Consider the following 24,390-nt stretch of genomic DNA (forward strand, 5'->3'; position numbering starts at 1 on the left):
GCAACTTGCGGGGCTCAAGGCCCGTAAAGCTGCGCAAGACTGCGTCCAGCGGATATTCCGCGGTGAGTCTTGCGCGCAAGGCTCACGACGGGCAACTCCGCCGTGGTTTCTTATTATCTCGCTTAGCGCTTCTTCTTGTTGGCGATGTGGATGGCGCCGCCATTCACTGCCAACGCGGCTTCATGCAGCGCTTCGGACAGGGTCGGATGAGAGAAGACCATCATGCCCAGATCCTCGGCACTGGTGCCGAATTCCATACCGATCGCGCCTTGCTGAACCAGTTCTGCAGCGCTTGGGCCAATCACGTGGACGCCCAATACGCGGTCAGTCTTGGCATCAGCGATGACTTTGACAAAACCACCGGTGTCGTTGGCTGCCATGGCACGGCCAGAAGCAGCGAACGGGAAGGTGCCGACGTTAACTTCAACGCCTTCAGCTTTCAACTGCTGTTCGTTCTTGCCGACCCATGCAATTTCCGGGTGGGTGTAGATAACCGATGGGATCAGGTCGTAGTTCATCTGGGTTTTGTGGCCCTTGATGCGCTCGACAACCATGATGCCTTCTTCGGAAGCCTTGTGCGCCAGCATCATGCCGCGAACCACGTCACCGATGGCGTAGACGCCCGGCACGGTGGTAGCGCAGTGATCGTCAACGTGGATGAAACCACGCTCGTCGATGTTTACGCCGCTGTCGGAAGCCAGCAGGTCGGTGGTCACTGGACGGCGACCCACGGCCACGATCAGCTTGTCGAACGTGATGGTCTGCTCGCCGTCTTTGTCGGTGTAGGTCACGACAACTTCTTCACCGTTGACCTTGGAACCGGTCACACGGGCGCCCAGCTTGATGTCCAGACCTTGTTTGGTCAGGGTTTTCAGCGCTTCTTTCGACACGGCGGTGTCGGCAGCCAGCAGGAACGTGTCCAGGGCTTCCAGCACGGTGACTTCAGAACCCAGGCGGGACCATACCGAACCCAGTTCCAGGCCAATCACGCCAGCGCCGATCACGCCCAGGCGCTTAGGCACGGCTTGGAATTCCAGGGCGCCGGTCGAGTCGACGATCACGTTCTGGTCAACCGGAGCCGGTGGAATGTCGATTGGGCGCGAACCTGGAGCCAGGATCACGTTCTCGGCTTCGATGACTTCTACCGAACCGTCTGGCTTGGTGATTTCAACTTTCTTGCCCGCCAGCAGCTTGCCGTGGCCTTGCAGGGAAGTCACGCCGTTGGCCTTGAACAAGGTGGCAACGCCGGAGGTCAGGCCTTTAACGATGTTGGCTTTACGGCCGACCATTGCGGGTACGTCCATGGTCACGCCAGCATGGTTGATGCCGTGGATCGCGAAACCGTCTTGGGCTTCGTGGAATTTCCAGGAGCTGTCCAGCAGCGCCTTGGAAGGAATGCAACCGACGTTCAGGCAAGTACCGCCCAGTGCCAGTTTGCCTTCCTTGTCGGTGTATTTTTCGATGCAAGCAGTCGAGAGGCCCAGTTGTGCGGCCTTGATGGCGGCGACGTAGCCGCCAGGACCGGCACCAATCACTACAACGTCAAATTTCTGCGACATGAAAATAGTTCCTCTATTCAGCGACAAGCTTCAAGCGACAAGCCGCAAGCCAAGCTGCTTTTTCCTACAGCTTGTAGCTCGCAACTTGCCGCTGCGTCTTTAGATGTCCAGCAGCAGACGAGCCGGGTCTTCCAGCAGGTTCTTGATGGTCACCAGGAAAGTCACGGCTTCTTTACCATCGATCAGGCGGTGATCGTAAGACAGTGCCAGGTACATCATCGGGCGGATCACGACTTGGCCGTTGATGGCCATCGGACGCTGGATGATGTTGTGCATGCCCAGGATCGCAGCTTGTGGCGGGTTGACGATCGGGGTCGACATCATCGAACCGAAGGTACCACCGTTGGTGATGGTGAAGGTACCGCCGGTCATCTCGTCGATGGTCAGCTTACCGTCACGGGCTTTCTTGCCGAAGGTAGCGATGCCGCCTTCGATTTCAGCCAGGCTCATCAGTTCGGCGTTACGCAGTACCGGCACCACCAGGCCACGGTCGCTGGACACGGCAACGCCTATGTCTGCGTAGCCATGGTAAACGATGTCGTTGCCGTCGATGGAAGCGTTGACTGCCGGGAAGCGTTTCAGCGCTTCGGTGGCCGCTTTCACGAAGAAGGACATGAAGCCCAGGCGCACGCCGTTGTGGGACTTCTCGAACAGGTCCTTGTACTTCGAGCGCAGGGCCATGACTTCAGTCATGTCGACTTCGTTGAAGGTGGTCAGCATCGCCATGTTCGACTGTGCTTCAACCAGGCGCTTGGCCACGGTGGCACGTACACGGGTCATCGGTACACGCTTCTCGGTGCGGTCGCCAGCGGCGAACACAGGCGCAGCGGCAGCCGGGGCAGCAGCCTTGGCTGGCGCGGCGGCTGGCGCGTTTTTCTTGGCTTCAACAGCAGCAACCACGTCTTCCTTGGTGATGCGACCGTCCTTGCCGGTGCCTTTGACGGACGCCAGGTTGATGCCGTTCTCTTCAGCCAGCTGACGGGCAGCCGGTGCAGCGATCGGGTCTTCAGCGCCAGCAGCCGGAGCGGCGGCAGGAGCCGAGGCAGCAGCAGCCGGTGCAGCAGCGGCGGCAGGAGCGGCAGCGGCGGCAGGAGCGGCAGCAGCAGCGCTGCCCTCTTCGATCGAGCCCAGGACTTCGTTCGACAGAACGGTAGCGCCTTCTTCGGCAACGATTGCACCCAGCACGCCGTCAGCTTCGGCCAACACTTCCAGCACGACCTTGTCGGTCTCGATGTCGACGATCAGGTCGTCACGCTTTACGGCGTCGCCTGGTTTCTTGTGCCAGGTGGCAACGGTGCCATCGGCAACCGATTCCGGGAATGACGGGGCTTTGATTTCGATAGCCATTATCTGTGGGTCCTTAAAATTCGGTTTCAGTCAGCGCGAAGGCGTTAAACAGTGAAAGCATCTTGCAGCAGTTTTTCCTGCTGCTCGGCGTGCATCGACGCATAACCACACGCAGGTGCAGCGGAAGCATCACGGCCGGCATATTCCAGGCCCAGGGCCTTGTTGTGGTTGCCGATGCTGCGACGCAGGTGATGCTGGCTGCTGTACCACGCGCCCTGGTTCATCGGTTCTTCCTGGCACCACACCACGTTAGTGAGGTTGGTGTAAGGCGCGATGGCCTCCATCAGGTCGTCTTCCGGGAACGGGTAAAGCTGCTCGATACGCACGATGGCGATGTCTTCGCGGCCTTCGGCACGGCGTTTTTCCAGCAGGTCGTAGTAGACCTTGCCGCTGCACAGGACCAGGCGAGTCACCTTGGCCGCGTCCAGCGTGTCGATTTCTGGAATAACGGTCTGGAACGAACCATCAGCCAGATCTTCCAGGGTCGAGATGGCCAATTTATGACGCAACAGCGACTTCGGCGTCAGCACTACCAGCGGCTTGCGCAGCGGGCGGATCACCTGGCGACGCAGCAAGTGGTAGATCTGGGCCGGGGTAGTCGGCACGCACACCTGGATGTTGTGCTCGGCGCACAGCTGCAGGTAACGCTCCAGACGGGCCGAGGAGTGCTCAGGACCCTGGCCTTCATAACCGTGTGGCAACAGCATGGTCAGACCGCACAGGCGGCCCCACTTGTGCTCGCCGCTGGTGATGAACTGGTCGATAACCACTTGGGCACCGTTGGCGAAGTCGCCGAACTGGGCTTCCCAGATCACCAGCGCGTTTGGCGTGGTGGTCGAGTAACCGTATTCGAACGCCAGCACGGCTTCTTCGGACAGGAACGAGTCGTACAGGTCGAAACGTGGCTGGCCTTCGTACAGGTTCTGCAACGGGATGTAGGTGCCCGCGTCTTTCTGGTTGTGCAGCACGGCATGACGGTGCGAGAACGTACCGCGGCCGATGTCCTGGCCGGTCATGCGGATCGGGTGGCCTTCGAACGCCAGGGTCGCGTACGCCATGGTTTCGGCGTAACCCCAGTTGATCGGCAGGCCGCCGGCTTGCATCTTCTGACGGTCTTCGTAGATCTTCGCAACCTGGCGCTGCACCACGAAGCCTTCTGGAATTTCCAGCAGCTTGGCGGACAGTTCCTGCAGGGTCTTCAGATCGAACGAAGTGTCGTGACGCGCAGTCCAGGCGTGACCCAGGTACGGACGCCAGTCCACGAACAGCTCTTTGTTCGGCTCTTTGACCAGGCTTTTCACCACATGCAGACCGTTGTCCAGCGCGTTGCGGTATTCGTCGACTTTCGCCTGAACACGCGCGTCGTCAACCACGCCGGCCTTGGTCAGGCTTTCGGCGTACAGCTCACGGGTGGTGCGCTGCTTGGTGATCTGCTGGTACATCAACGGCTGGGTGCCGCTTGGTTCGTCGGCTTCGTTGTGACCGCGACGGCGGTAGCAGACCAGGTCGATCACCACGTCACGCTTGAACTGCATGCGGTAGTCGATGGCGAGTTGGGTCACGAACAGCACGGCTTCCGGATCATCACCATTCACATGGAGGATCGGCGCCTGGATCATCTTGGCAACGTCGGTGGCGTACTCGGTGGAACGCGCGTCCAGCGGGTTGCTGATGGTGAACCCGACCTGGTTGTTGATGACGATGTGAACGGTACCGCCCGTCTTGAAGCCGCGAGTCTGCGACATCTGGAAGGTTTCCAGGACCACGCCTTGACCGGCGAATGCCGCGTCGCCGTGGATGGAAATCGGCAGGACCTTCTCACCCGTGGTGTCATTACGACGATCCTGGCGAGCACGCACCGAACCCTCGACCACTGGAGAAACGATTTCCAGGTGGGATGGGTTGAAGGCCATGGCCAGGTGAACTTCACCGCCGGTGGTCATCACGTTGGACGAGAAGCCCTGGTGGTATTTAACGTCACCGGAACCCAGCTCGACCTTCTTCTTGCCTTCGAACTCGTCGAACAGCTCACGCGGGTTCTTGCCGAAGGTGTTGACCAACACGTTCAGGCGACCACGGTGGGCCATGCCGATCACGATTTCCTTGGTGCCGTAGGAACCGGAACGCTGGATCAGCTCATCGAGCATCGGGATCAGGCTTTCGCCGCCTTCCAGGCCGAAACGCTTGGTGCCCGGGTATTTGGTGCCCAGGTATTTTTCCAGGCCTTCGGCAGCGGTTACGCGCTCGAGCAGGTGGCTGCGTACGTCGGCAGACAGCACCGGACGACCACGCACACCTTCCAGGCGATGCTGGAACCAGTGGCGTTGCTCGGAATCGGTGATGTGCGTGAACTCAGCGCCAATGGTGCGGCAATATGTCTGCTGCAACGCTTCGTGAATTTCGCGTAGGCTCGCTTCCTCTTTGCCGATGAACAGGTCGCCGGCACGGAAGGTCGTATCAAGATCGGCATTGGTCAAGCCGTAATGATTGATCGACAGGTCAGCAGGTGCAGGACGCTTCCAGAGCCCCAGCGGGTCAAGCTGGGCCGCCTGGTGGCCACGCATCCGGTAGGCCTGGATCAGTCGCAGTACTTCAACTTGCTTCTTCTCGTGCTCACTGCTCACGCTCCCGGCGGAAACCGGTTGGGCGCGGCGCTGGTTCTTTGCCAGCAGCACAAACTGATCGCGAATTGTTGCATGCGATACATCGGTGGCAGCGTTGCCGTCTGAAGACAACGTCTGAAATTTGGTGCGCCATTCTTCTGGCACAGCGTTAGGGTCGTGCAGGTAGAGCTCATAAAGCTCTTCCACATAGGCAGCGTTACCACCTGAAAGATAGCCGCTGTTCCACATGCGCTGCATCACGCTTTCTTGCATGCTTGGTCACCCTCGATTTGGGGACACCACCGGCGAAAACACCGAGTTTGCTTGCAAAAGGCCAAGTGCAGCGACCAAAACAAGCCACTTAGGATCACGCTGATAGTTCGGGTACCAACCCGAATGCCCCTGCTTGTCTCATTTCTTCAAAATAAGAGCCGCGGCTTTGTAAGTCGCTGCTCAAGTTAAAACTACGGCGCCGGTTGAAGCCTGCGCCGTAGCATTTACGGGCACAACGGTCCTGCCTTTACTACAACGTCGGTTACACGCCGCTCTGCAGCAGCATGTTACGGATGTGACCAATGGCCTTAGTCGGGTTCAGGCCTTTGGGACATACGTTGACGCAGTTCATGATCCCGCGGCAGCGGAATACGCTGAACGGGTCATCCAGCGAAGCCAGACGCTCGGACGTCTTGGTATCACGGCTGTCTGCCAGGAAGCGGTACGCTTGCAGCAGGGCAGCTGGGCCCAGGAACTTGTCCGGGTTCCACCAGAAGGACGGGCACGAAGTCGAGCAGCAAGCGCACAGGATGCACTCGTACAGACCGTCGAGCTTCTCGCGCTCTTCCGGGGACTGCAGACGCTCGATGGCCGGAGCCGGCGTATCGTTCTGCAGGAACGGCTTAACTTTCTCGTATTGCTTGTAGAAGATGCTCATATCGACGACCAGGTCACGGATAACCGGCAAACCTGGCAGAGGACGAACGATCAGCTTGTTGCCTTTAACGACGGCGGACAGCGGCGTGATGCACGCCAGGCCGTTTTTGCCGTTGATGTTCATGCCGTCGGAACCGCACACACCTTCACGGCAAGAGCGACGATAGGAGAAACCTTCGTCCTGCTCTTTGATCAGTGCCAATACATCCAGCACCATCAGGTCTTTACCACCGGTATCGACCTGGAATTCCTGCATGAACGGCGCAGCGTCCTGATCAGGGTTGTAGCGATAAACACTGACTTTCAACATGGCAGCCACCCTTAGTAAGTCCGAATCTTCGGTTCAAACGTCGGAACCGTCTTCGGCGAGAAGTTCACGGCACGCTTGGTCACGCGCTTGTCACCCGGGAAGTACAGGGTGTGGCACAGCCAGTTTTCGTCGTCGCGATCTTCAAAGTCTTCACGGGCGTGGGCACCACGGGATTCCTTACGAACCTCGGCGGCGATTGCGGTCGCTTCAGCCACTTCCAGCAGGTTTTGCAGTTCAAGGGCTTCGATACGAGCGGTGTTGAACGCCTGGCTCTTATCGTTGATCTTGACGTTGGCGATGCGCTTGCGCAGGTCAGCCAGCTGGGCGATACCCTTCTGCATGTATTCGCCGGTACGGAATACACCGAAGTAGTTCTGCATGCAGCTTTGCAGCTCGCGACGCAGGGTAGCCACGTCTTCGCCATCAGTGCGCTCGTTCAGAGCGTTCAGGCGCGCCAGTGCGGCCTCGATGTTGGCGTCGGTAGCGTCGTCGTATTCGATGCCGTCGGTCAGCGCCTTTTCCAGGTGCAGGCCGGCGGCACGGCCGAAGACCACCAGGTCGAGCAGCGAGTTGCCGCCCAGGCGGTTGGCACCGTGAACCGATACGCACGCCACTTCGCCTACAGCGAACAGACCGTGGATGATCTCGTCCTCGCCTTCGGCGTTCTGGGTGATCGCCTGACCATGAATGTTGGTCGGCACGCCGCCCATCATGTAGTGGCAAGTCGGAACAACCGGAACCGGAGCAACCACCGGGTCAACGTGGGCAAAGGTCTTGGACAGCTCACAGATACCTGGCAGGCGGCTGTGCAGGACTTCTTCGCCGAGGTGATCGAGCTTCAGCAGTACGTGGTCGCCATTCGGGCCACAGCCGTTGCCGGCGATGATTTCTTTAACCATCGAACGAGCCACAACGTCACGACCAGCAAGGTCTTTCGCGTTCGGAGCGTAACGCTCCATGAAACGCTCGCCGTGCTTGTTGATCAGGTAACCGCCTTCACCACGGCAACCTTCTGTAACCAGTACACCGGCGCCGGCAATGCCGGTTGGGTGGAACTGCCACATTTCGATGTCTTGCACCGGTACGCCAGCACGCAGTGCCATGCCAACGCCGTCGCCGGTGTTGATCAGGGCGTTGGTGGTCGACGCGTAGATACGGCCTGCACCGCCCGTCGCCAGCACGGTAGCCTTGGCGCGGATGTAGGTGGTTTCGCCGGTTTCGATGCAGATGGCGATTACACCAACGAACTCGCCTTGTGCGTTCTTCACCAGGTCGACCGCGTAGTACTCGTTCAGAAACGTGGTACCGGCTTTCAGGTTGCCCTGATAAAGGGTGTGCAGCAGCGCGTGACCGGTACGGTCGGACGCGGCGCAGGTACGGGCAGCCTGCCCGCCTTTACCGTAATCCTTCGACTGACCGCCGAATGGACGCTGGTAGATACGGCCTTGCTCGGTACGGGAGAACGGCAGACCCATGTGGTCCAGCTCGAACACCGCGGCCGGGCCTTCCTGACACATGTATTCGATAGCGTCCTGGTCACCGATGTAGTCGGAACCCTTGACGGTATCGTACATGTGCCAGCGCCAGTCATCGTTCGGGTCGGCGGAGGCGATGGCGCAGGTGATGCCACCCTGGGCCGATACGGTGTGGGAACGGGTCGGGAACACCTTGGTGATCACGGCAGTCTTGTGACCGCCCTGGGCCAGCTGCAGCGCAGCGCGCATGCCAGCACCGCCGCCACCAATAATGATGGCGTCGAATGAAATAGTTGGAATGTTAGCCATGAATCAGATACCCCAAAGAATCTGCACACCCCAGACGAAGTAAGCGAACATCGCGACGCCGCATACTGCCTGGAAGAGGAAACGTACTGCAGTCGCGGACTTGCCCAGCGCCATCGGCGTCAGGTAGTCGGTCGCGATGGTCCACATGCCTACCCAGGCGTGTGCGCCCAGGGCAACAAGGGCCAGCAGACTGAAGATTCGCATCGCATTGTGGGAAAACAGGCCGTGCCATTGCTCATAGCCGATGCCCGGGTTTGCGACGAGGTATCCGATCAGGAAAATGAAATAAGCCGCGAGAACGACCGCAGACACACGCTGTGCCATCCAGTCATAGAGGCCCGAACGCGAAAGGTTCGTAACGCTGGTTACCATATCCAAACTCCTGCCAGAACGATCAGCACCACGGAAATGGTGATGATGATTTTCGAGCCCAGGCGGCCGCCTTCCAGCGTCTCACCGATGCCCATGTCCATGATCAAGTGGCGCACACCGGCTACCAGGTGATACAGAAGAGAAGACAGGAGGCCCCATGCTACGAACTTGGCCAGCGGGCTGGTCAAGCATGCCTTCACCTCGGCGTATCCTTCCTCGGAACCCAGGGATTTGCTCAATGCATAAAGCATGATGCCCAAGCCCAGGAACAGGATGATGCCGGAAACACGGTGCAGGAACGACGTAACGCCGGTGATGGGGAGTTTGATGGTCCTTAGGTCTAGGTTTACAGGTCGTTGGCTATTCACGGCTTTTTTTCACACTGAAGAGCCCCTAACAATCAGGGCAAAGTTGTTGGGGAGTGCACTGGTCAGGTAAGCACCACCCAGGGAGTGCGACCCCCAATGAAAGCAAGCCCAAAAGCCCTTGGCGGTCGGTGGCCGAGTATAGACAGTTAGGTTACTAATGACAACGCGCACTCCTCACCCTAATAGCGGATTGCGCTGGAGGAATAAAAGGCGTAAATGGCAGGCAATTTCGAGGAAAAAGTACGGTTAAAGCCTTCTGGCGCAAGACTTTAGGCAAATTGACATCTGGATTTATATCAATATAGTGGTGCGGGCCCTGCGTGGGGGGTCTGTCTGATGATTTGAAGCATAAATAGGAGGCCACATGGCTGACAAAAAAGCGCAGTTGATCATCGAGGGCGCAGCCCCCGTCGAGCTGCCCATTTTAACCGGCACCGTTGGTCCCGATGTTATCGACGTACGGGGCCTGACGGCCACGGGCCGTTTCACATTCGACCCAGGCTTCATGTCGACCGCCTCTTGCGAGTCGAAGATCACCTATATCGATGGTGACAATGGCATTCTGCTTCACCGCGGCTACCCGATCGAGCAACTCGCCGAACAGTCGGACTACCTGGAAACCTGCTACCTGCTGCTAAATGGCGAACTGCCAACAGCCGAGCAAAAAGCCCAGTTCGTCAGCACCGTGAAGAACCACACCATGGTTCACGAGCAGTTGAAGACCTTCTTCAACGGCTTCCGTCGCGACGCCCACCCGATGGCCGTCATGTGCGGCGTGGTCGGCGCCCTGTCGGCCTTCTATCACGACTCCCTCGACATCAATAACCCGCAGCATCGCGAAATCTCCGCGATCCGCCTGGTAGCCAAGATGCCGACCCTGGCAGCAATGGTTTACAAGTACTCCATGGGTCAACCCATGATGTACCCGCGCAACGACCTGACGTACGCGGAAAACTTCCTGCACATGATGTTCAACACGCCGTGCGAGATCAAACCGATCAGCCCGACGCTTGCCAAGGCCATGGACCGGATCTTCATCCTCCACGCCGACCACGAGCAGAACGCATCCACCTCTACCGTCCGCCTGGCAGGCTCTTCGGGTGCCAACCCGTTCGCCTGTATCGCCGCCGGTATCGCCGCACTTTGGGGCCCTGCCCACGGCGGTGCGAACGAAGCCGTATTGACCATGCTCGATGAAATCGGCGATGTCTCGAACATCGACAAGTTCATCGCCAAGGCCAAGGACAAGAACGATCCGTTCAAGTTGATGGGCTTCGGTCACCGGGTCTACAAGAACCGCGACCCACGCGCCACCGTCATGAAGCAGACCTGCGACGAAGTGTTGAAGGAACTGGGCATCAAGAACGATCCGCAACTCGAACTGGCCATGCGCCTGGAAGAGATCGCCCTGACCGACCCGTACTTCATCGAACGCTCGCTGTACCCGAACGTCGACTTCTACTCGGGGATCATCCTCAAGGCGATCGGCATTCCAACCAGCATGTTCACCGTGATCTTCGCCCTGGCGCGGACCGTGGGCTGGATCTCCCACTGGAAAGAAATGCTCTCCAGCCCGTACAAGATTGGCCGCCCACGCCAGCTGTACACCGGCTACGAGTCGCGTGACATCACCAAGCTGGAAGATCGCAAGTAAGCATCGCTTAGTTGCACTGAAAACGGCCTCCCTTAACGGAGGCCGTTTTTATTTGTGCAGGATTTGAGAAACAGTTTTGTCAGATCAATCCCTAATTTATAGACAAAAAAATACCCCGGCCTTTCGACCGGGGTTTTTTCCTATCCAGCTACGACCTTAGTGAGAAACCGCCCCACTCGACCCCAGGCCAGTTTGCGAACGCACAAACTGCGGGAAGTACAGCGCACGCTCTTTCTCTGCTGCCGCCGACTTGTCGGTAATGGAGAAGAACCAGATGCCGACGAACGCAATGATCATCGAGAACAGCGCCGGGTACTCATAAGGGAAGATGGCTTTTTCATGGTGCAGGATCGAGACCCAGATGGTCGGGCCCAGCACCATCAGACCAACGGCACTGATCAAGCCCAGCCAGCCGCCAATCATCGCGCCACGAGTGGTGAGGTTTTTCCAGTACATGGAAAGCAGCAGCACCGGGAAGTTACAGCTGGCGGCAATGGAGAACGCCAGGCCAACCATGAACGCGATGTTCTGGCTTTCGAACAGGATACCCAGGCCAATCGCCAGGACGCCCAAGGCAACGGTGGTGATTTTCGAAACGCGAATCTCATCCTTGTCGTTGGCCTTGCCTTTCTTGATCACGCTGGCGTACAGGTCATGGGACACCGCCGACGCACCGGCCAGGGTCAAGCCGGCAACCACCGCGAGGATGGTGGCGAAGGCCACGGCCGAGATGAAGCCCAGGAAGATACTGCCACCCACCGCATTGGCCAGGTGCACCGCCGCCATGTTGTTGCCGCCCAGCAAGGCGCCTGCCGCATCCTTGAACGCCGGGTTGGTGCTGACCAGCAGGATCGCGCCAAAGCCGATGATGAAGGTCAGGATGTAGAAGTAACCAATGAAACCGGTGGCATAGAACACGCTCTTACGCGCTTCTTTAGCGTCGCTGACGGTAAAGAAGCGCATCAGGATGTGTGGCAGGCCAGCCGTACCGAACATCAGCGCAAGCCCGAGGGAGAACGCGGAAATCGGGTCTTTCACCAAGCCGCCGGGGCTCATGATCGCCTCACCTTTAGGGTGAACCTTGATCGCCTCGGAGAACAGGGTATTGAAGTCGAAGTTGACGTGCTTCATCACCATCAGTGCCATGAACGAGGCACCGGACAGCAGCAATACAGCCTTGATGATCTGTACCCAAGTGGTCGCCAGCATGCCGCCGAACAGTACATACATCACCATCAAGATACCGACCAGGATCACCGCAACGTGGTAGTCCAGGCCGAACAGCAGCTGAATCAGCTTGCCCGCACCGACCATCTGCGCGATCAGGTAGAACGCCACCACCACCAGCGAGCCACAGGCCGACAGGCTGCGAATCTGGGTCTGGCCCAAGCGATAGGACGCCACGTCGGCAAAGGTGTACTTGCCCAGGTTACGCAGGCGCTCGGCGATCAGGAACAGAATGATCGGCCAGCCCACCAGGAAGCCGATCGAGTAGATCAGGCCGTCATAACCAGAGGTGTAGACCAGCGCGGAAATCCCCAGGAAGGACGCCGCCGACATGTAGTCACCGGCAATCGCCAGGCCGTTCTGGAAACCGGTGATCTTACCGCCGGCCGCATAGTAGTCGGCCGCCGACTTGTTGCGCTTGGAGGCCCAGTAGGTGATGCACAGGGTGGCGCCGACGAACGCGACGAACATCACGATGGCGGAAACGTTCAGGGGTTGCTTGTGCACTTCACCGGTCAATGCGTCCGCCGCCCAAACGGCCGGGGCAAAGAGCGAAGCGCCGAATACTGCCAGTAGACGCCGGATCATTGCGCAGCCTCCTTGAGAATCGCATTGTTCAGGTCGTCAAACTCGCCATTGGCCCGGCGCACGTAGATGCCGGTCAGGATGAAGGCGGACACAATCAGCCCGACGCCCAGGGGAATGCCCCAGGTAATCGACGAACCGGGGCTGAGCTTGGCCCCCAGTACTTGTGGCCCATAGGCAATCAACAGGATGAAAGCGGAGTAAAGCCCTAGCATGATCGCCGAGAGAATCCAGGCGAACCTTTCCCTTTTTCTCACCAGCTCCTTGAAACGCGGGCTGTTTTGAATCGAGAGGTAAATGCTGTCGTTCATTGTTTTTATCCTCGCAGCACAGCTTTTTTATTATTGGAACGTATCCACTGTATGCGGCTGCCGTAGAGGTTCCAGACGACCTTAGTAGTAGAAGGAGATAGCAACTTCGCAAGTTTTGCGGCGAACAAATAAACAGCAGCCTGAAATACAGGCGAAAAAATGTGGGAGCGGGCTTGCTCGCGAATGCAGTGGTTCAGTCAACTTATGCATCGACTGACACACTGCTTTCTCGAGCAAGCCCGCTCCCACATTAGGTCTGCGGCGTACTTTCTACCGGTTATTGGTTACTTACCGGTCCACTCGGCGACACGCTCAGGGTGCTTGGCGACCCAATCCTTGGCCGCTGCATCAGGCTTGGCGCCTTCTTGAATCGCCAGCATGACTTCGCCGATTTCATCCTTGGAGGCCCATTGGAATTTCTTCAGGAAGGCCGCGACTTCCGGCGCTTTCTTCTCCAGGCCCTTGCTGCCGATGCTGTTGACGGTTTCAGCAGCACCATAAATCCCTTTTGGATCGTCCAGGAAACGCAGTTTCCACTTGGCGAACATCCAGTGTGGCACCCAACCGGTGACCGCAATGGATTCCTGTTTGTCTTCGGCACGGGTCAGCTCGGCGATCATCGCCGCACCCGAGCTGGCTTGCAGCTTGTAGTCCAGGCCATAGGCCTTGATCGCCTCGTCGGTCTTGAGCATCACGCCTGAACCGGCGTCGATGCCGACGATCTTGTTCTTGAAGGTGGTGTCGGTCTTGAGGTCTTCGATGGACTTGGCCTTGACGTACTCCGGTACGATCAGGCCGATCTTCGCGTCTTTGAAGTTGGGGCCGTAGTCGACCACCTTGTCCTTGTTCTTGGCCCAGTACTCACCGTGGGTCACCGGCAGCCAGGCAGATAGCATGGCGTCGAGCTTGCCGGTGGCCACACCCTGCCACATGATCCCGGTGGCGACCGCTTGCAGCTTGACGTCATAACCGAGCTTGGCCTTGATCACTTCTGCCGCCACGTGGGTGGTAGCTACGCTGTCGGACCAGCCGTCCACATAGCCGATGCTCAGGGTCTTGCTGTCGGCGCTGGCCAGTGTGGAGCTCATCGCAACTACCAGAGTGGCAGCTGCGCCCAAGAGTCGTCGCATCTTCATAGTACTTCCCCGAAAGTGCTGCGCCCGGCGGATGCCGAGCGACGTCAACCTGTTGTTATGTGGTGCACCGCGCCCCCTTCACGCGCATCGATCACGGTAGTGCGCCGTCAGCGGAGTACTGACACTTCGATCATCAACCTGCTCGGGTGTTGGACCTGCTCTGTCAGCGACATCCTACAAGCAAGGAACGACATCACATCGCCAGCAGGATGCTTTGTAGGACTTGACGCCAAAATCCCGCCCGAACTTTGCATGTCAAAATTATGCAGCCCCACTGGGTCGGGCCAAATCCGGGTAAGATGCGCGCCTTTGCTCTTCCAGATAAGCCGACCATGCCCGCGACTGCCCGCTTCCCTGCCCTGCCCTATTGCTTCGCCTTGATCCTCGGCCTGCTGGCCCTGTTCGCTTACTGGTATGGCCTCGGCCGGCCCGTGGTGCTGCCTGATGTCGCCAGTGCCACGCACAAGATGCAGTGCGCGTCCTACACCCCATTCGATAAAGACCAATCGCCGTTCGACCAGCCGTTCACCCTGCGCCCCGAACGCATGGACGCCGACCTTGCGCTGCTGGCGACCCGCTTCGAGTGCATCCGCACCTACTCCATGACCGGCCTGGAAGCCTTGCCGGAGATGGCGCGCAAGCACGGGCTGAAAGTAATGGCCGGGGCCTGGGTCAGCAGTGACCCGGTGGCGACCGCAAAGGAAATCAACGAATTGATCGCTTCGGCCAACGCCCACCCGGATGTCGTGACTTCGGTGATCGTCGGCAACGAAGCCTTGCTGCGCAAGGAAGTGACCGCCAAGCAGCTGGTGGCGCTGATCCATACGGTCAAGAGCCAGATCAAGCAGCCGGTGACCTACGCGGACGTGTGGGAGTTCTGGCTGCAGCACCCGGAAATCGCGCCGGCGGTGGACTTCCTGACCATCCACCTGTTGCCGTACTGGGAAGATGACCCGTCGGGCATCGACCAGGCCCTCAAGCACGTGGGCGATGTGCGCCAGACCTTCGGCAACAAGTTTGCGCCCAAGGACATACTCATCGGTGAAACCGGCTGGCCAAGCGAAGGCCGCCAGCGCGAAACGGCCGTGCCGAGCCGGGTGAATGAAGCCAAGTTCATGCGCGGCTTCGTGGCCATGGCCGAGGCCAATGGCTGGCGTTACAACCTGATCGAAGCCTTTGACCAGCCGTGGAAGCGGGCCAATGAAGGCGCCGTGGGTGGTTACTGGGGCCTGTTCGATGCCGATCGCCAGGACAAGGGCATCCTCGCCGGGCCGGTAACCAATGTGCCGTACTGGCCGCTATGGCTGGGCGTGGGTGGGATCATCCTGTTGGGCACCTTGGTGTTGGGCGGACGTGTACGCACTACCTGCGCGGCAATTGCCCTGCCACTGCTGGGTGCGGTAGCGGCCTGTTCCATTGGCACCTGGGCCGAGCTGACCCGCGTGACTGCGCGGTTTAATGATGAATGGGTGTGGGCGGGCTTGCTGGTGGTGTTGAACCTGCTGGTACTGGCCCATGCAGCACTGGCCCTGAGTTCGCGAGAAGCTTGGCGCGCACGCGCGTTCAATTGGTTGGAGCAGCGCGCGGGCTGGCTGGTGGCAATTGCCGGGTTTGCCGGTGCCGTGATGATGCTGGCGCTGGTGTTCGACCCACGCTACCGCAGCTTCCCGAGTGCCGCGCTGGTGTTGCCGGCCCTGGTGTACCTGGCGCGTCCGGTGACCGGACCACGTCGGGAGATTGCACTGCTGGCCTTTATCATCGGTGCGGGCATTGCGCCGCAGTTGTACCGTGAGGGGTTATTGAACCAGCAGGCTTGGGGCTGGGCGGTAGTGAGCCTGCTCATGACGGCAGCCTTGTGGCGCTGCTTGCGGGTACGCAAGATTTAACATCGCTACCGGGGGCAAGTCGAACCGTCGCACCGCCCCTCCCACATTTGGAATGCATTCCCCTGTGGAAGGGGCGGTGCGACGGTTCGACTTGCCCCCCGATGAGGCCCCATCAAGCAACGCGGGGCTTCCTGACCAAGCGCAACCCCGCAATCACCACCGCAAACACCGCGAACGTGGTGTTGTACAACGCCAGTGCCGGCAACCCGAACACCATCCCCAGCACCGCCAACCCCCAGCCCGCACGTCCCGGCACAAAAAATGCCAGCACCGACGTGATCAGCGCTGCCCAGCCCAGCACCTTGAAGTGGATCATCAACCCAAGGTTCGAACGCAGCTGGCATTCCCAGCGGCTCGCCTCGTCCGCGCAGAGGCCCACCCACTGGCCATCCTCCATAAAGCCATAGCGCGCACCGTAACTGGCGGCCAGCCACAGTGGCAGTGCAATAAGCAGCAAAATCAGCGGCAAACGACGGGACATGGGGTACTCCGATAGGCAAAAACGGCGCTCAGCTTAATGCCCCGGCAGCCGTTAGCAAGGCGCATACACACAATTAGTGTTCACCAAAGCGTGGCAAAGTGTATCGTCTGGCTACTATTACCCCGATTCCGACGTTTTTTCCGACATTTCGTGCCGCGTGATGGCACTTCGGCGACTGGACGGCGGTCATAGCCTGCGAACTTCACTAAGTACGTTTCCTCCTAGGGATTAAGTCATGCTCCGTTCCTTGCGCTGTGCTGCCTTGCTGGGCAGCCTTTTTCTGAGTGCGTCAGCACTGGCCGTCGACATCGACCAAGCCAGCTATGGCTACCCTTTGACCAACCCGTTTGAAGCGACTATCGCCACCACCCCGCCAGACCTACGGCCTAAGCTGCCGAGTGATGACGAGATCAACCAATCCGACTACACCCTGAACATGCGCCCTGAGCGCGAGTTCAGCCTGCCGGACAACTTCTGGGCGGTGAAGAAGCTCACCTACCGCATCGCCAAGCAGGACCGCGCCGCGCCGCTGATCTTCCTGATCGCAGGCACCGGTGCGCGCTTCGACAGCAGCATCAACGAATACCTGAAAAAGCTGTATTACCAGGCCGGCTACCACGTGGTGCAGCTGTCGTCGCCGACCAGCTTCGACTTCATCAGCGCCGCCTCGCGTTTTGCCACCCCGGGGATCACCCAGGAAGACGCCGAAGACATGTACCGCGTGATGCAAGCCGTGCGCGCGCAAAACGCTTCGTTGCCAGTGACTGACTTCTACCTCACCGGCTACAGCCTCGGTGCCCTGGATGCGGCGTTCGTCAGCAAACTCGACGAGACCCGTCGCAGCTTCAACTTCAAGAAAGTGCTGCTGCTGAACCCGCCGGTCAACCTCTACACCTCGATCACCAACCTCGACAAGCTGGTGCAGACCGAGGTCAAGGGCATCAATAACACCACCACCTTCTATGAGCTGGTGCTGAACAAGCTGACCCGCTACTTCCAGCAGAAGGGCTACATCGACCTGAACGACGCCCTGCTCTACGACTTCCAGCAATCCAAACAGCACCTGACCAACGAACAGATGGCCATGCTGATCGGCACCTCGTTCCGGTTCTCGGCGGCTGACATCGCCTTTACCTCGGACTTGATCAACCGCCGTGGCTTGATCATCCCGCCGAAATACCCGATCACCGAAGGCACCAGCCTCACGCCGTTCCTCAAGCGTGCACTGCAATGTGACTTCGACTGCTACCTCACCGAACAAGTGATCCCGATGTGGCGCGCCCGTTCCGACGGCGGCAGCCTGTTGCAACTGGTCGACCAGGTCAGCCTGTATGCCCTCAAGGACTACCTGCACACCAACCCGAAGATCGCCGTCATGCACAACGCCGACGACGTGATCCTCGGCCCTGGTGACCTCGGTTTCCTGCGTAAAACCTTCGGCGATCGCTTGACCGTCTACCCGCTGGGCGGCCACTGCGGCAACCTCAATTACCGCGTCAACGCCGACGCCATGCTGGAGTTCTTCCGTGGCTAAATATCTTCTGCTGCTTGCCGCCTTGATGTGCGCGGGCGTTGCCAATGCCGACAACAGCAAGGCCCACGAGCCGGTCAATGTCGGCGCCGACGGTTTCAAGGAGCCGCTGACCAAGCTCAAGTTCAACCCAGGGCTGGACCAGCGTGAGTTCGAGCGCTCGTCGCTCACCGCACTCAACGTGTATGACCCGCTGGAATCGTGGAACCGTCGCGTGTACCACTTCAACTACCGCTTCGACCAATGGGTGTTCCTGCCGGTGGTCAACGGCTACACCTATGTGACCCCCAGCTTCCTGCGGACCGGCGTGAGCAACTTCTTCAACAACCTGGGCGATGTGCCCAACCTGTTGAACAGCCTGCTGCAGCTCAAGGGCCACCGCTCGCTGGAAACCACCGGCCGCCTGCTGGTCAACACCACCATCGGCATCGCCGGCCTGTGGGACCCGGCCACCGCCATGGGCCTGCCGCGCCAGAGCGAAGATTTCGGCCAGACGCTGGGCTTCTACGGCGTGCCCGGCGGCGCTTACCTGGTGCTGCCGATCTTCGGGCCGTCGAACCTGCGCGACACCACCGGCCTGATCGTCGACTACGGCGCGGAAACCCAGATCAACTTCCTCAACGTGTCCGAAGTCAGCTCCAACCACCCGGAAATCTGGGCATTGCGTGCAGTGGACAAGCGTTATCAGACCAGCTTCCGGTATGGCCAGATGAACTCGCCGTTCGAGTACGAGAAGGTGCGCTACATCTATACGGAATCGCGAAAGCTGCAGATTGCCGAGTAACCGCCCACAAAAAAGGCCATTCAACTGAATGGCCTTTTTATTGGGTTACGGTAAGCCCGGTCTGTTAAGCATGTTCGACATCACGGCAAGGCAATCCGTAGTTATTCTCCAACTTGTCGCCTTTTCTAAGCAGTCGAATGGTCACAATTAATAAACCCACGAAGGGTAGCGCATACCACAGGATATAAGCGCCAGTCGTGTTCACATCGTGAAGCCGCCTAAATGTTACGGATAGCCGTGGGATGATCATAAGTACAACGTAAACACCTAGCGGGATATAAAACCACCTACTGTAGGCAACCCCGGCCCAGCCCGCTACTACAATTGAGCCGTACATCAGCAGGCAGTCTAAAACTGCAAACGCCCAATACTCCCTTCTACAAGCGCGCCCGCTGAAGTTGGCATAGTTTTTTATTGCCTGAAAACACCAGTGCATCCTTAACTCCCTACTCGATCCGTTTTCTTAGTGTGTGACCTCACGGGAAGGCACGCGATGCATCCTATAAATGCCTTGAAAACCGAACTGTAGGATTAAGCTTAAATAACTTTTCAGTCTGTATTCGATGCGAACTAATCAGCGCTTAACGGCTCGCCAGACTCTGCCAACTACTCGCACGACGACCAACACCACCGCCCCTGCAACAACCCCCGCCACCCCATTCAGCAGCGTCGGCACCAACCACGCCACCCCGCCTGCGCCCTGGCTGACCGTCTCGATCCAGTGATGCACCACCGGCACGCCGTGGGTGAGAATCCCGCCGCCCACCAGGAACATCGCCGCCGTACCGATCACCGACAGGCTCTTCATCATGTAGGGCGCCGCGCGCAGGATGGCGCCGCCGATACTGCGCGCCATCTGGCCGGGCTTCTGGGTGAGCCACAGGCCCAGGTCATCCAGCTTGACGATGCCGGCCACCAGCCCGTAGACGCCCACGGTCATGACGATAGCGATACCGGACAGCACGACCACCTGCTGCATCAGTGGCGCATCAGCCACGGTGCCAAGGGTGATGGCGATGATCTCGGCCGAGAGAATGAAGTCGGTGCGGATGGCGCCTTTGATCTTGTCCTTTTCGAAGGCCACCAGGTCGGTGGCCGGATCGGCCACGGCCTCGACCAACTGCGCATGTTCAGCATGATCGTCGGCTTTGCTGTGGAGGAATTTATGCGCCAGCTTCTCGAAACCTTCGAAGCACAGGTAGGCACCGCCGAGCATCAGCAGCGGTGTCACCGCCCACGGTGCGAATGCACTGATCAGCAAGGCGGCCGGCACCAGGATCAACTTGTTGACGAACGAACCTTTCGCCACCGCCCACACCACGGGGATTTCCCGCTCGGCGCGCACCCCGGAGACCTGCTGGGCATTGAGCGCCAGGTCATCGCCGAGCACGCCGGCGGTTTTCTTCGCCGCCATTTTTGTCATCAGGGCTACGTCATCGAGTACCGCGGCGATATCGTCGATCAACACCAACAAGCTGCTTCCTGCCATGAATCGGGCTTCCATTAGAGAGGGATGCGCCGAGCATAGCGCGGCGCAACGCTTTACGGGCACATTGTTGAGGCCCGCAGATGGCCGGTGCTACCATGCGCAACCGCCTGTCATGGCAAGGAATCACTGGGTTTATGAGCACCATTCGCGAGCGCAATAAAGAAAAGATCCTGCGGGCGGCGAGCGAGGAGTTCGCCGACAAAGGCTTCGCCGCGACCAAAACCAGCGACATCGCCGCCAAGGCCGGGCTGCCCAAGCCCAACGTCTACTACTACTTCAAGTCCAAGGACAACCTCTACCGCGAGGTGCTCGAAAGCATCATCGAGCCGATCCTGGCCGCTTCCACACCGTTCAACCCGGACGGCGCGCCCAAGGAAGTACTGAGCAACTACATCCGCTCGAAAATCCGTATCTCCCGCGACCTGCCATTTGCCTCCAAGGTCTTTGCCAGCGAAATCATGCACGGCGCCCCGCACCTCAGCGCCGACCAGGTCGAACAGCTCAACGCCCAGGCCAAGCACAACATCGCCTGTATCCAGGACTGGGTGGATCGCGGCCTGATTGCGCCGATTGACCCCAATCACTTGATGTTCAGCATCTGGGCGGCGACGCAGACCTATGCGGATTTCGACTGGCAGATCTCGGCGGTGACCGGGAAGGCCAAGCTGGATGAAGCGGATTATGAAGCGGCGGCGCAGACAATTATTCGGCTGGTGTTGAAGGGGTGTGAGCCGGACTGATACACCGCGGTGCCTGTGCCATTCGCGAGCAAGTCGAGTCGTCGCACCGCCGCTCCCACAGGTGTTTTGTGCCAGACACACCATGTATGAACACCGCAAAACCACTGTGGGAGAGGGCTAGCTCGCGAAAGCGCCCTCCCAGACACATCCTGCCAAACGCCTGCCAATCAGCATCAGCCATCGAGATCTAGCCTCTCAGGACACCATCTGAAGAGAGGCCAAGGAATGCCTGATCTAGCCAACTCACACCGCCTGCGTATAGGGCGGTTCAGCGAACCCAATTGCATCTATCTGATCACCACCAATACTCACGAACGTGCGCCGATATTCAGTGACTTTTACCTAGGCCGATTAGTGGTCTGGCAACTCAGACTCGCTCAGTCTCAAGGGCTGGCAAACTCTTTGGCCTGGGTAGTGATGCCAGACCATTTCCACTGGTTGGTCGAACTACAAAAAGGCTCACTAGGCGATTTGATGTGCCAGGTAAAATCCAAAAGCACCCGAAGCGTGAACGGTGCTTCTGGCCGCAGAGGCAGGCTTTGGCAAACCAGCTTTCATGACCGCGCGCTGCGCAAGGAAGATGATCTGGTGAAGATGGCCCGGTATGTAGTGGCCAATCCTCTGCGGGCGGGGCTGGTGAAGCGGATTGGCGACTATCCGCTGTGGGATGCAGTTTGGTTGTAGGGGCGAGACCGAGTTGCCCCCTTCGCGAGCAAGCCCGCTCCCACACTTGATCGAGTTCCAGCATGAGAATGCGGTCCAATGTGGGAGCGGGCTTGCTCGCGAAGGGGCCAGAAAAATCAGCAAAAAACTAGGCAGACACCCCCGCATCCGCCATCAACCCCACCCCTTCGATCGCTGTGATCGCACACTGCTCATCAATGTCCGACGTATCCCCGCTGATCCCGATCGCCCCCAGCACCGCACCTTCCGGATTCCGAATCAATACCCCACCCGGCGCAGGCACCACGCTGCCCTGCCCCAGGCTGTTCAGCGCAGCGATAAACGCCGGGCGTTGCTGTGCGTCCAGTGCCAGCAGGCGCGAGCCCTTGCCAAGGGCAATTGCGCCCCAGGCCTTGCCGATGGCGATTTGCGGGCGCAGCAGGCTGGCGCCGTCTTCGCGTTGGAGGGTGATCAGGTGGCCGCCGCTGTCGAGCACGGCGATGGTCAGCGGCGCCGCCGAAATAGTGCGTCCTGCGGTAAGGGCCTGGCTGGCCAGCTGGGTAGCGAGTTTCAAGGTTAAAGCGCTCATGGTGCCGTCCTTCTTTTGTTATTGGGAAAGCGGTGGAGGTCTGAATGATCAGATGCTCGATCAAACAAATAGAACACAATGACTTTTGATTTTGTATACAATATTTTCGCACAAAGGCTCCACACGTCGAAAAAAGTGCTTCCGACGAACGCAAAGGCCAGATTAGAAAATGCATTGACCTGCGCCGCCCGCCGTGAATACACTTTGGCCAGACACCACTTGTATACAATTACAAAACGCAAGAGGCACCAAAATCATGAGCAAAATGAGAGCAATCGAAGCCGCAGTCCTGGTGATGCGCCGTGAAGGCGTAGACACCGCCTTCGGTATCCCAGGCGCCGCGATCAACCCGCTGTACTCGGCCTTGCAGAAAGTGGGTGGCATCGATCACGTCCTTGCTCGCCACGTTGAAGGCGCCTCCCATATGGCCGAGGGCTACACCCGCACCAAGGCCGGCAATATCGGCGTGTGCATCGGCACCTCGGGCCCGGCGGGCACCGACATGGTCACCGGCCTGTACAGTGCCTCGGCCGACTCGATCCCGATCCTGTGCATTACCGGGCAGGCCCCCCGCGCCCGGATGCACAAGGAAGACTTCCAGGCCGTGGACATCACCAGCATCGTCAAGCCGGTGACCAAGTGGGCGACCACCGTCCTGGAGCCGGGCCAGGTGCCCTACGCCTTCCAGAAAGCCTTCTACGAAATGCGCTCCGGCCGCCCAGGCCCGGTGCTGATCGACCTGCCGTTCGACGTGCAGATGGCCGAGATCGAATTCGACATCGACGCCTACCAGCCGCTGCCCCTGGCCAAGCCTTTGGCAACGCGCATCCAGGTCGAGAAAGCCCTGGCCCTGCTGGACCAGGCCGAACGCCCACTGCTGGTCAGCGGTGGTGGCGTGATCAACGCCGACGCCAGCGAGCTGCTGGTTGAATTCGCGGAACTCACCGGCATCCCGGTTATCCCGACCCTGATGGGCTGGGGCACCATCCCGGACGATCACCCGCAAATGGTGGGCATGGTCGGCCTGCAAACCTCCCACCGTTATGGCAACGCCACGCTGCTCAAGTCAGACGTGGTGCTGGGCATCGGCAACCGCTGGGCCAACCGCCACACCGGTTCGGTCGAGGTCTACACCGAGGGCCGCACGTTCATTCACGTCGATATCGAGCCGACGCAGATTGGCCGCGTATTTACCCCTGACCTGGGCATCGTCTCCGACGCCGGTTCCGCGCTGACGATGTTTATTGAAGTGGCCCGCGAGTGGAAAGCCGCCGGCAAGCTCAAGGACCGCAGTGCCTGGCTGAACGACTGCCAGCAGCGCAAAGCCACCCTGCACCGCAAGACGCACTTCGACAACGTGCCGGTCAAGCCACAGCGCGTGTATGAAGAAATGAACCAGGTGTTCGGCAAAGACACCTGCTACGTCAGCACCATCGGCCTGTCGCAGATTGCCGGCGCGCAATTCCTGCATGTGTACAAGCCACGTCACTGGATCAACTGCGGCCAGGCCGGACCGTTGGGCTGGACCATCCCCGCCGCCCTCGGCGTGGTCAAGGCCGACCCGAGCCGCAAGGTGGTGGCGCTGTCGGGTGACTACGACTTCCAGTTCATGATCGAAGAACTGGCCGTGGGTGCGCAATTCAAGCTGCCGTACATCCACGTGGTGGTGAACAACTCCTACTTGGGCTTGATCCGCCAGGCCCAGCGCGGGTTTGAAATGGACTACTGCGTGCAGCTGTCTTTCGACAACCTCAACGCGCCGGAACTCAACGGCTATGGCGTAGACCACGTCGCCGTCGCCGAAGGCCTGGGTTGCAAGGCCCTGCGTGTGTTCGAGCCAAGCCAGATCGCGCCGGCCCTGCGCCGCGCCGAGGAAATGATCGAAGAATTCAAGGTTCCGGTGATCGTTGAGATTATTCTGGAACGCGTGACCAACATTTCCATGGGCACCGAGATCAACGCCGTCAACGAATTCGAAGATCTGGCCTTGGTCGGCAACGATGCGCCGACTGCCATTTCCCTGCTCGATTAAGGAGAACCT

Annotated in this window: 21 protein-coding genes; 7 read left to right on the top strand and 14 right to left on the bottom strand. The window is 59.2% G+C overall.

Annotated elements, in window-relative coordinates; translation table 11 throughout:
• Positions 1-122: 122 nt before the first annotated feature.
• The 7 genes from lpdA to sdhC form a co-directional block, all read right to left on the bottom strand.
• The gene (lpdA, locus tag CWC48_RS01340; protein ID WP_078047632.1) at positions 123-1,559 is read right to left on the bottom strand and encodes a dihydrolipoyl dehydrogenase; all 1,437 of its coding nucleotides are present in this window, start codon (positions 1,557-1,559) and stop codon (positions 123-125) included.
• 99 nt (positions 1,560-1,658) lie between these two features.
• Positions 1,659-2,906, bottom strand: a complete 1,248-nt coding sequence (gene odhB / locus CWC48_RS01345) for a 2-oxoglutarate dehydrogenase complex dihydrolipoyllysine-residue succinyltransferase (RefSeq protein ID WP_100491185.1) — start codon at positions 2,904-2,906, stop codon at positions 1,659-1,661.
• Between the two features lie 44 nt (positions 2,907-2,950).
• On the bottom strand, positions 2,951-5,782 hold the full coding sequence (locus CWC48_RS01350) for a 2-oxoglutarate dehydrogenase E1 component (protein ID WP_099493386.1): 2,832 nt from the start codon (positions 5,780-5,782) through the stop codon (positions 2,951-2,953).
• 262 nt (positions 5,783-6,044) lie between these two features.
• Positions 6,045-6,749, bottom strand: a complete 705-nt coding sequence (locus tag CWC48_RS01355; protein WP_003172807.1) for a succinate dehydrogenase iron-sulfur subunit — start codon at positions 6,747-6,749, stop codon at positions 6,045-6,047.
• A gap of 11 nt (positions 6,750-6,760) precedes the next feature.
• On the bottom strand, positions 6,761-8,533 hold the full coding sequence (gene sdhA, locus CWC48_RS01360; protein WP_010211741.1) for a succinate dehydrogenase flavoprotein subunit: 1,773 nt from the start codon (positions 8,531-8,533) through the stop codon (positions 6,761-6,763).
• Between the two features lie 3 nt (positions 8,534-8,536).
• Positions 8,537-8,905 carry a succinate dehydrogenase, hydrophobic membrane anchor protein gene (gene sdhD / locus CWC48_RS01365; protein ID WP_003172805.1) on the bottom strand — a complete coding sequence of 123 codons (369 nt, stop codon included), beginning with the start codon at positions 8,903-8,905 and terminating at the stop codon, positions 8,537-8,539.
• The gene (gene sdhC / locus CWC48_RS01370; protein WP_100491186.1) at positions 8,899-9,273 is read right to left on the bottom strand and encodes a succinate dehydrogenase, cytochrome b556 subunit; all 375 of its coding nucleotides are present in this window, start codon (positions 9,271-9,273) and stop codon (positions 8,899-8,901) included. Before sdhC ends, sdhD begins: the two co-directional genes overlap by 7 nt.
• Before the next feature lie 364 nt (positions 9,274-9,637).
• Here sdhC and gltA point away from each other — a divergent pair, with 364 nt between their 5' ends.
• Positions 9,638-10,927 (top strand): citrate synthase, encoded by a 1,290-nt coding sequence (gltA, locus tag CWC48_RS01375; protein ID WP_078047629.1) that lies wholly within the window; start codon positions 9,638-9,640, stop codon positions 10,925-10,927.
• 156 nt (positions 10,928-11,083) lie between these two features.
• Here gltA and CWC48_RS01380 read toward each other — a convergent pair whose 3' ends face one another.
• The 3 genes from CWC48_RS01380 to CWC48_RS01395 form a co-directional block, all read right to left on the bottom strand.
• Positions 11,084-12,742 carry a cation acetate symporter gene (locus CWC48_RS01380; RefSeq protein ID WP_078047628.1) on the bottom strand — a complete coding sequence of 553 codons (1,659 nt, stop codon included), beginning with the start codon at positions 12,740-12,742 and terminating at the stop codon, positions 11,084-11,086.
• Positions 12,739-13,050: a DUF485 domain-containing protein gene (locus tag CWC48_RS01385; RefSeq protein ID WP_016972153.1), complete on the bottom strand. Its 312-nt coding sequence runs from the start codon at positions 13,048-13,050 to the stop codon at positions 12,739-12,741. Before CWC48_RS01385 ends, CWC48_RS01380 begins: the two co-directional genes overlap by 4 nt.
• 284 nt (positions 13,051-13,334) lie before the next feature.
• A complete protein-coding gene (locus CWC48_RS01395) occupies positions 13,335-14,186 on the bottom strand; it encodes a glycine betaine ABC transporter substrate-binding protein (RefSeq protein WP_099492436.1) in 852 nt (283 codons plus the stop codon).
• Positions 14,187-14,518: 332 nt separating this feature from the next.
• Here CWC48_RS01395 and CWC48_RS01400 point away from each other — a divergent pair, with 332 nt between their 5' ends.
• Positions 14,519-16,072 (top strand): glycosyl hydrolase family 17 protein, encoded by a 1,554-nt coding sequence (locus tag CWC48_RS01400; protein WP_100491188.1) that lies wholly within the window; start codon positions 14,519-14,521, stop codon positions 16,070-16,072.
• 112 nt (positions 16,073-16,184) lie between these two features.
• On the opposite strand, the gene CWC48_RS01405 is transcribed toward CWC48_RS01400, so the two are convergent.
• Positions 16,185-16,553 carry a hypothetical protein gene (locus CWC48_RS01405; RefSeq protein WP_078047625.1) on the bottom strand — a complete coding sequence of 123 codons (369 nt, stop codon included), beginning with the start codon at positions 16,551-16,553 and terminating at the stop codon, positions 16,185-16,187.
• A 235-nt stretch (positions 16,554-16,788) separates the two neighbouring features.
• On the opposite strand from CWC48_RS01405, the gene CWC48_RS01410 reads away from it, so the two are divergent.
• Positions 16,789-18,087, top strand: coding sequence for a serine/threonine protein kinase (locus CWC48_RS01410; RefSeq protein ID WP_078047624.1), 1,299 nt, complete (start codon positions 16,789-16,791; stop codon positions 18,085-18,087).
• Positions 18,080-18,868, top strand: a complete 789-nt coding sequence (locus CWC48_RS01415; RefSeq protein WP_078047623.1) for a VacJ family lipoprotein — start codon at positions 18,080-18,082, stop codon at positions 18,866-18,868. Before CWC48_RS01410 ends, CWC48_RS01415 begins: the two co-directional genes overlap by 8 nt.
• A gap of 64 nt (positions 18,869-18,932) precedes the next feature.
• Here CWC48_RS01415 and CWC48_RS01420 read toward each other — a convergent pair whose 3' ends face one another.
• The gene (locus tag CWC48_RS01420) at positions 18,933-19,304 is read right to left on the bottom strand and encodes a DUF805 domain-containing protein (protein WP_078047622.1); all 372 of its coding nucleotides are present in this window, start codon (positions 19,302-19,304) and stop codon (positions 18,933-18,935) included.
• 138 nt (positions 19,305-19,442) lie between these two features.
• The gene (locus tag CWC48_RS01425; RefSeq protein ID WP_078047621.1) at positions 19,443-20,357 is read right to left on the bottom strand and encodes a DUF808 domain-containing protein; all 915 of its coding nucleotides are present in this window, start codon (positions 20,355-20,357) and stop codon (positions 19,443-19,445) included.
• Between the two features lie 134 nt (positions 20,358-20,491).
• On the opposite strand from CWC48_RS01425, the gene CWC48_RS01430 reads away from it, so the two are divergent.
• Entirely contained in the window at positions 20,492-21,097 is a 606-nt protein-coding gene (locus CWC48_RS01430) for a TetR/AcrR family transcriptional regulator (RefSeq protein ID WP_068935710.1), read from the top strand.
• A gap of 225 nt (positions 21,098-21,322) precedes the next feature.
• The gene (locus CWC48_RS01435) at positions 21,323-21,781 is read left to right on the top strand and encodes a transposase (RefSeq protein ID WP_100491189.1); all 459 of its coding nucleotides are present in this window, start codon (positions 21,323-21,325) and stop codon (positions 21,779-21,781) included.
• Positions 21,782-21,908: 127 nt separating this feature from the next.
• On the opposite strand, the gene CWC48_RS01440 is transcribed toward CWC48_RS01435, so the two are convergent.
• Entirely contained in the window at positions 21,909-22,349 is a 441-nt protein-coding gene (locus tag CWC48_RS01440) for a heme-binding protein (protein ID WP_078047618.1), read from the bottom strand.
• A gap of 256 nt (positions 22,350-22,605) precedes the next feature.
• Here CWC48_RS01440 and gcl point away from each other — a divergent pair, with 256 nt between their 5' ends.
• Entirely contained in the window at positions 22,606-24,381 is a 1,776-nt protein-coding gene (gene gcl, locus CWC48_RS01445; RefSeq protein WP_078047617.1) for a glyoxylate carboligase, read from the top strand.
• Positions 24,382-24,390: the final 9 nt, after the last annotated feature.

The organism is Pseudomonas sp. S10E 269, from assembly GCF_002798465.1.
Taxonomy (GTDB): domain Bacteria; phylum Pseudomonadota; class Gammaproteobacteria; order Pseudomonadales; family Pseudomonadaceae; genus Aquipseudomonas; species Aquipseudomonas pergaminensis.

Excerpts from the sequence above, each read along its gene's own strand:
- CWC48_RS01440 (WP_078047618.1), bottom strand. The coding sequence starts at position 22,349 with ATGAGCGCTTTAACCTTGAAACTCGCTACCCAGCTGGCCAGCCAGGCC.
- gcl (WP_078047617.1), top strand. The coding sequence starts at position 22,606 with ATGAGCAAAATGAGAGCAATCGAAGCCGCAGTCCTGGTGATGCGCCGT.
- CWC48_RS01430 (WP_068935710.1), top strand. The coding sequence starts at position 20,492 with ATGAGCACCATTCGCGAGCGCAATAAAGAAAAGATCCTGCGGGCGGCG.
- CWC48_RS01380 (WP_078047628.1), bottom strand. The coding sequence starts at position 12,742 with ATGATCCGGCGTCTACTGGCAGTATTCGGCGCTTCGCTCTTTGCCCCG.
- CWC48_RS01435 (WP_100491189.1), top strand. The coding sequence starts at position 21,323 with ATGCCTGATCTAGCCAACTCACACCGCCTGCGTATAGGGCGGTTCAGC.
- CWC48_RS01395 (WP_099492436.1), bottom strand. The coding sequence starts at position 14,186 with ATGAAGATGCGACGACTCTTGGGCGCAGCTGCCACTCTGGTAGTTGCG.
- sdhD (WP_003172805.1), bottom strand. The coding sequence starts at position 8,905 with ATGGTAACCAGCGTTACGAACCTTTCGCGTTCGGGCCTCTATGACTGG.
- CWC48_RS01350 (WP_099493386.1), bottom strand. The coding sequence starts at position 5,782 with ATGCAAGAAAGCGTGATGCAGCGCATGTGGAACAGCGGCTATCTTTCA.
- lpdA (WP_078047632.1), bottom strand. The coding sequence starts at position 1,559 with ATGTCGCAGAAATTTGACGTTGTAGTGATTGGTGCCGGTCCTGGCGGC.
- CWC48_RS01355 (WP_003172807.1), bottom strand. The coding sequence starts at position 6,749 with ATGTTGAAAGTCAGTGTTTATCGCTACAACCCTGATCAGGACGCTGCG.
- odhB (WP_100491185.1), bottom strand. The coding sequence starts at position 2,906 with ATGGCTATCGAAATCAAAGCCCCGTCATTCCCGGAATCGGTTGCCGAT.
- gltA (WP_078047629.1), top strand. The coding sequence starts at position 9,638 with ATGGCTGACAAAAAAGCGCAGTTGATCATCGAGGGCGCAGCCCCCGTC.
- sdhA (WP_010211741.1), bottom strand. The coding sequence starts at position 8,533 with ATGGCTAACATTCCAACTATTTCATTCGACGCCATCATTATTGGTGGC.
- CWC48_RS01420 (WP_078047622.1), bottom strand. The coding sequence starts at position 19,304 with ATGCACTGGTGTTTTCAGGCAATAAAAAACTATGCCAACTTCAGCGGG.
- CWC48_RS01400 (WP_100491188.1), top strand. The coding sequence starts at position 14,519 with ATGCCCGCGACTGCCCGCTTCCCTGCCCTGCCCTATTGCTTCGCCTTG.
- CWC48_RS01385 (WP_016972153.1), bottom strand. The coding sequence starts at position 13,050 with ATGAACGACAGCATTTACCTCTCGATTCAAAACAGCCCGCGTTTCAAG.
- CWC48_RS01410 (WP_078047624.1), top strand. The coding sequence starts at position 16,789 with ATGCTCCGTTCCTTGCGCTGTGCTGCCTTGCTGGGCAGCCTTTTTCTG.
- CWC48_RS01425 (WP_078047621.1), bottom strand. The coding sequence starts at position 20,357 with ATGGCAGGAAGCAGCTTGTTGGTGTTGATCGACGATATCGCCGCGGTA.
- CWC48_RS01405 (WP_078047625.1), bottom strand. The coding sequence starts at position 16,553 with ATGTCCCGTCGTTTGCCGCTGATTTTGCTGCTTATTGCACTGCCACTG.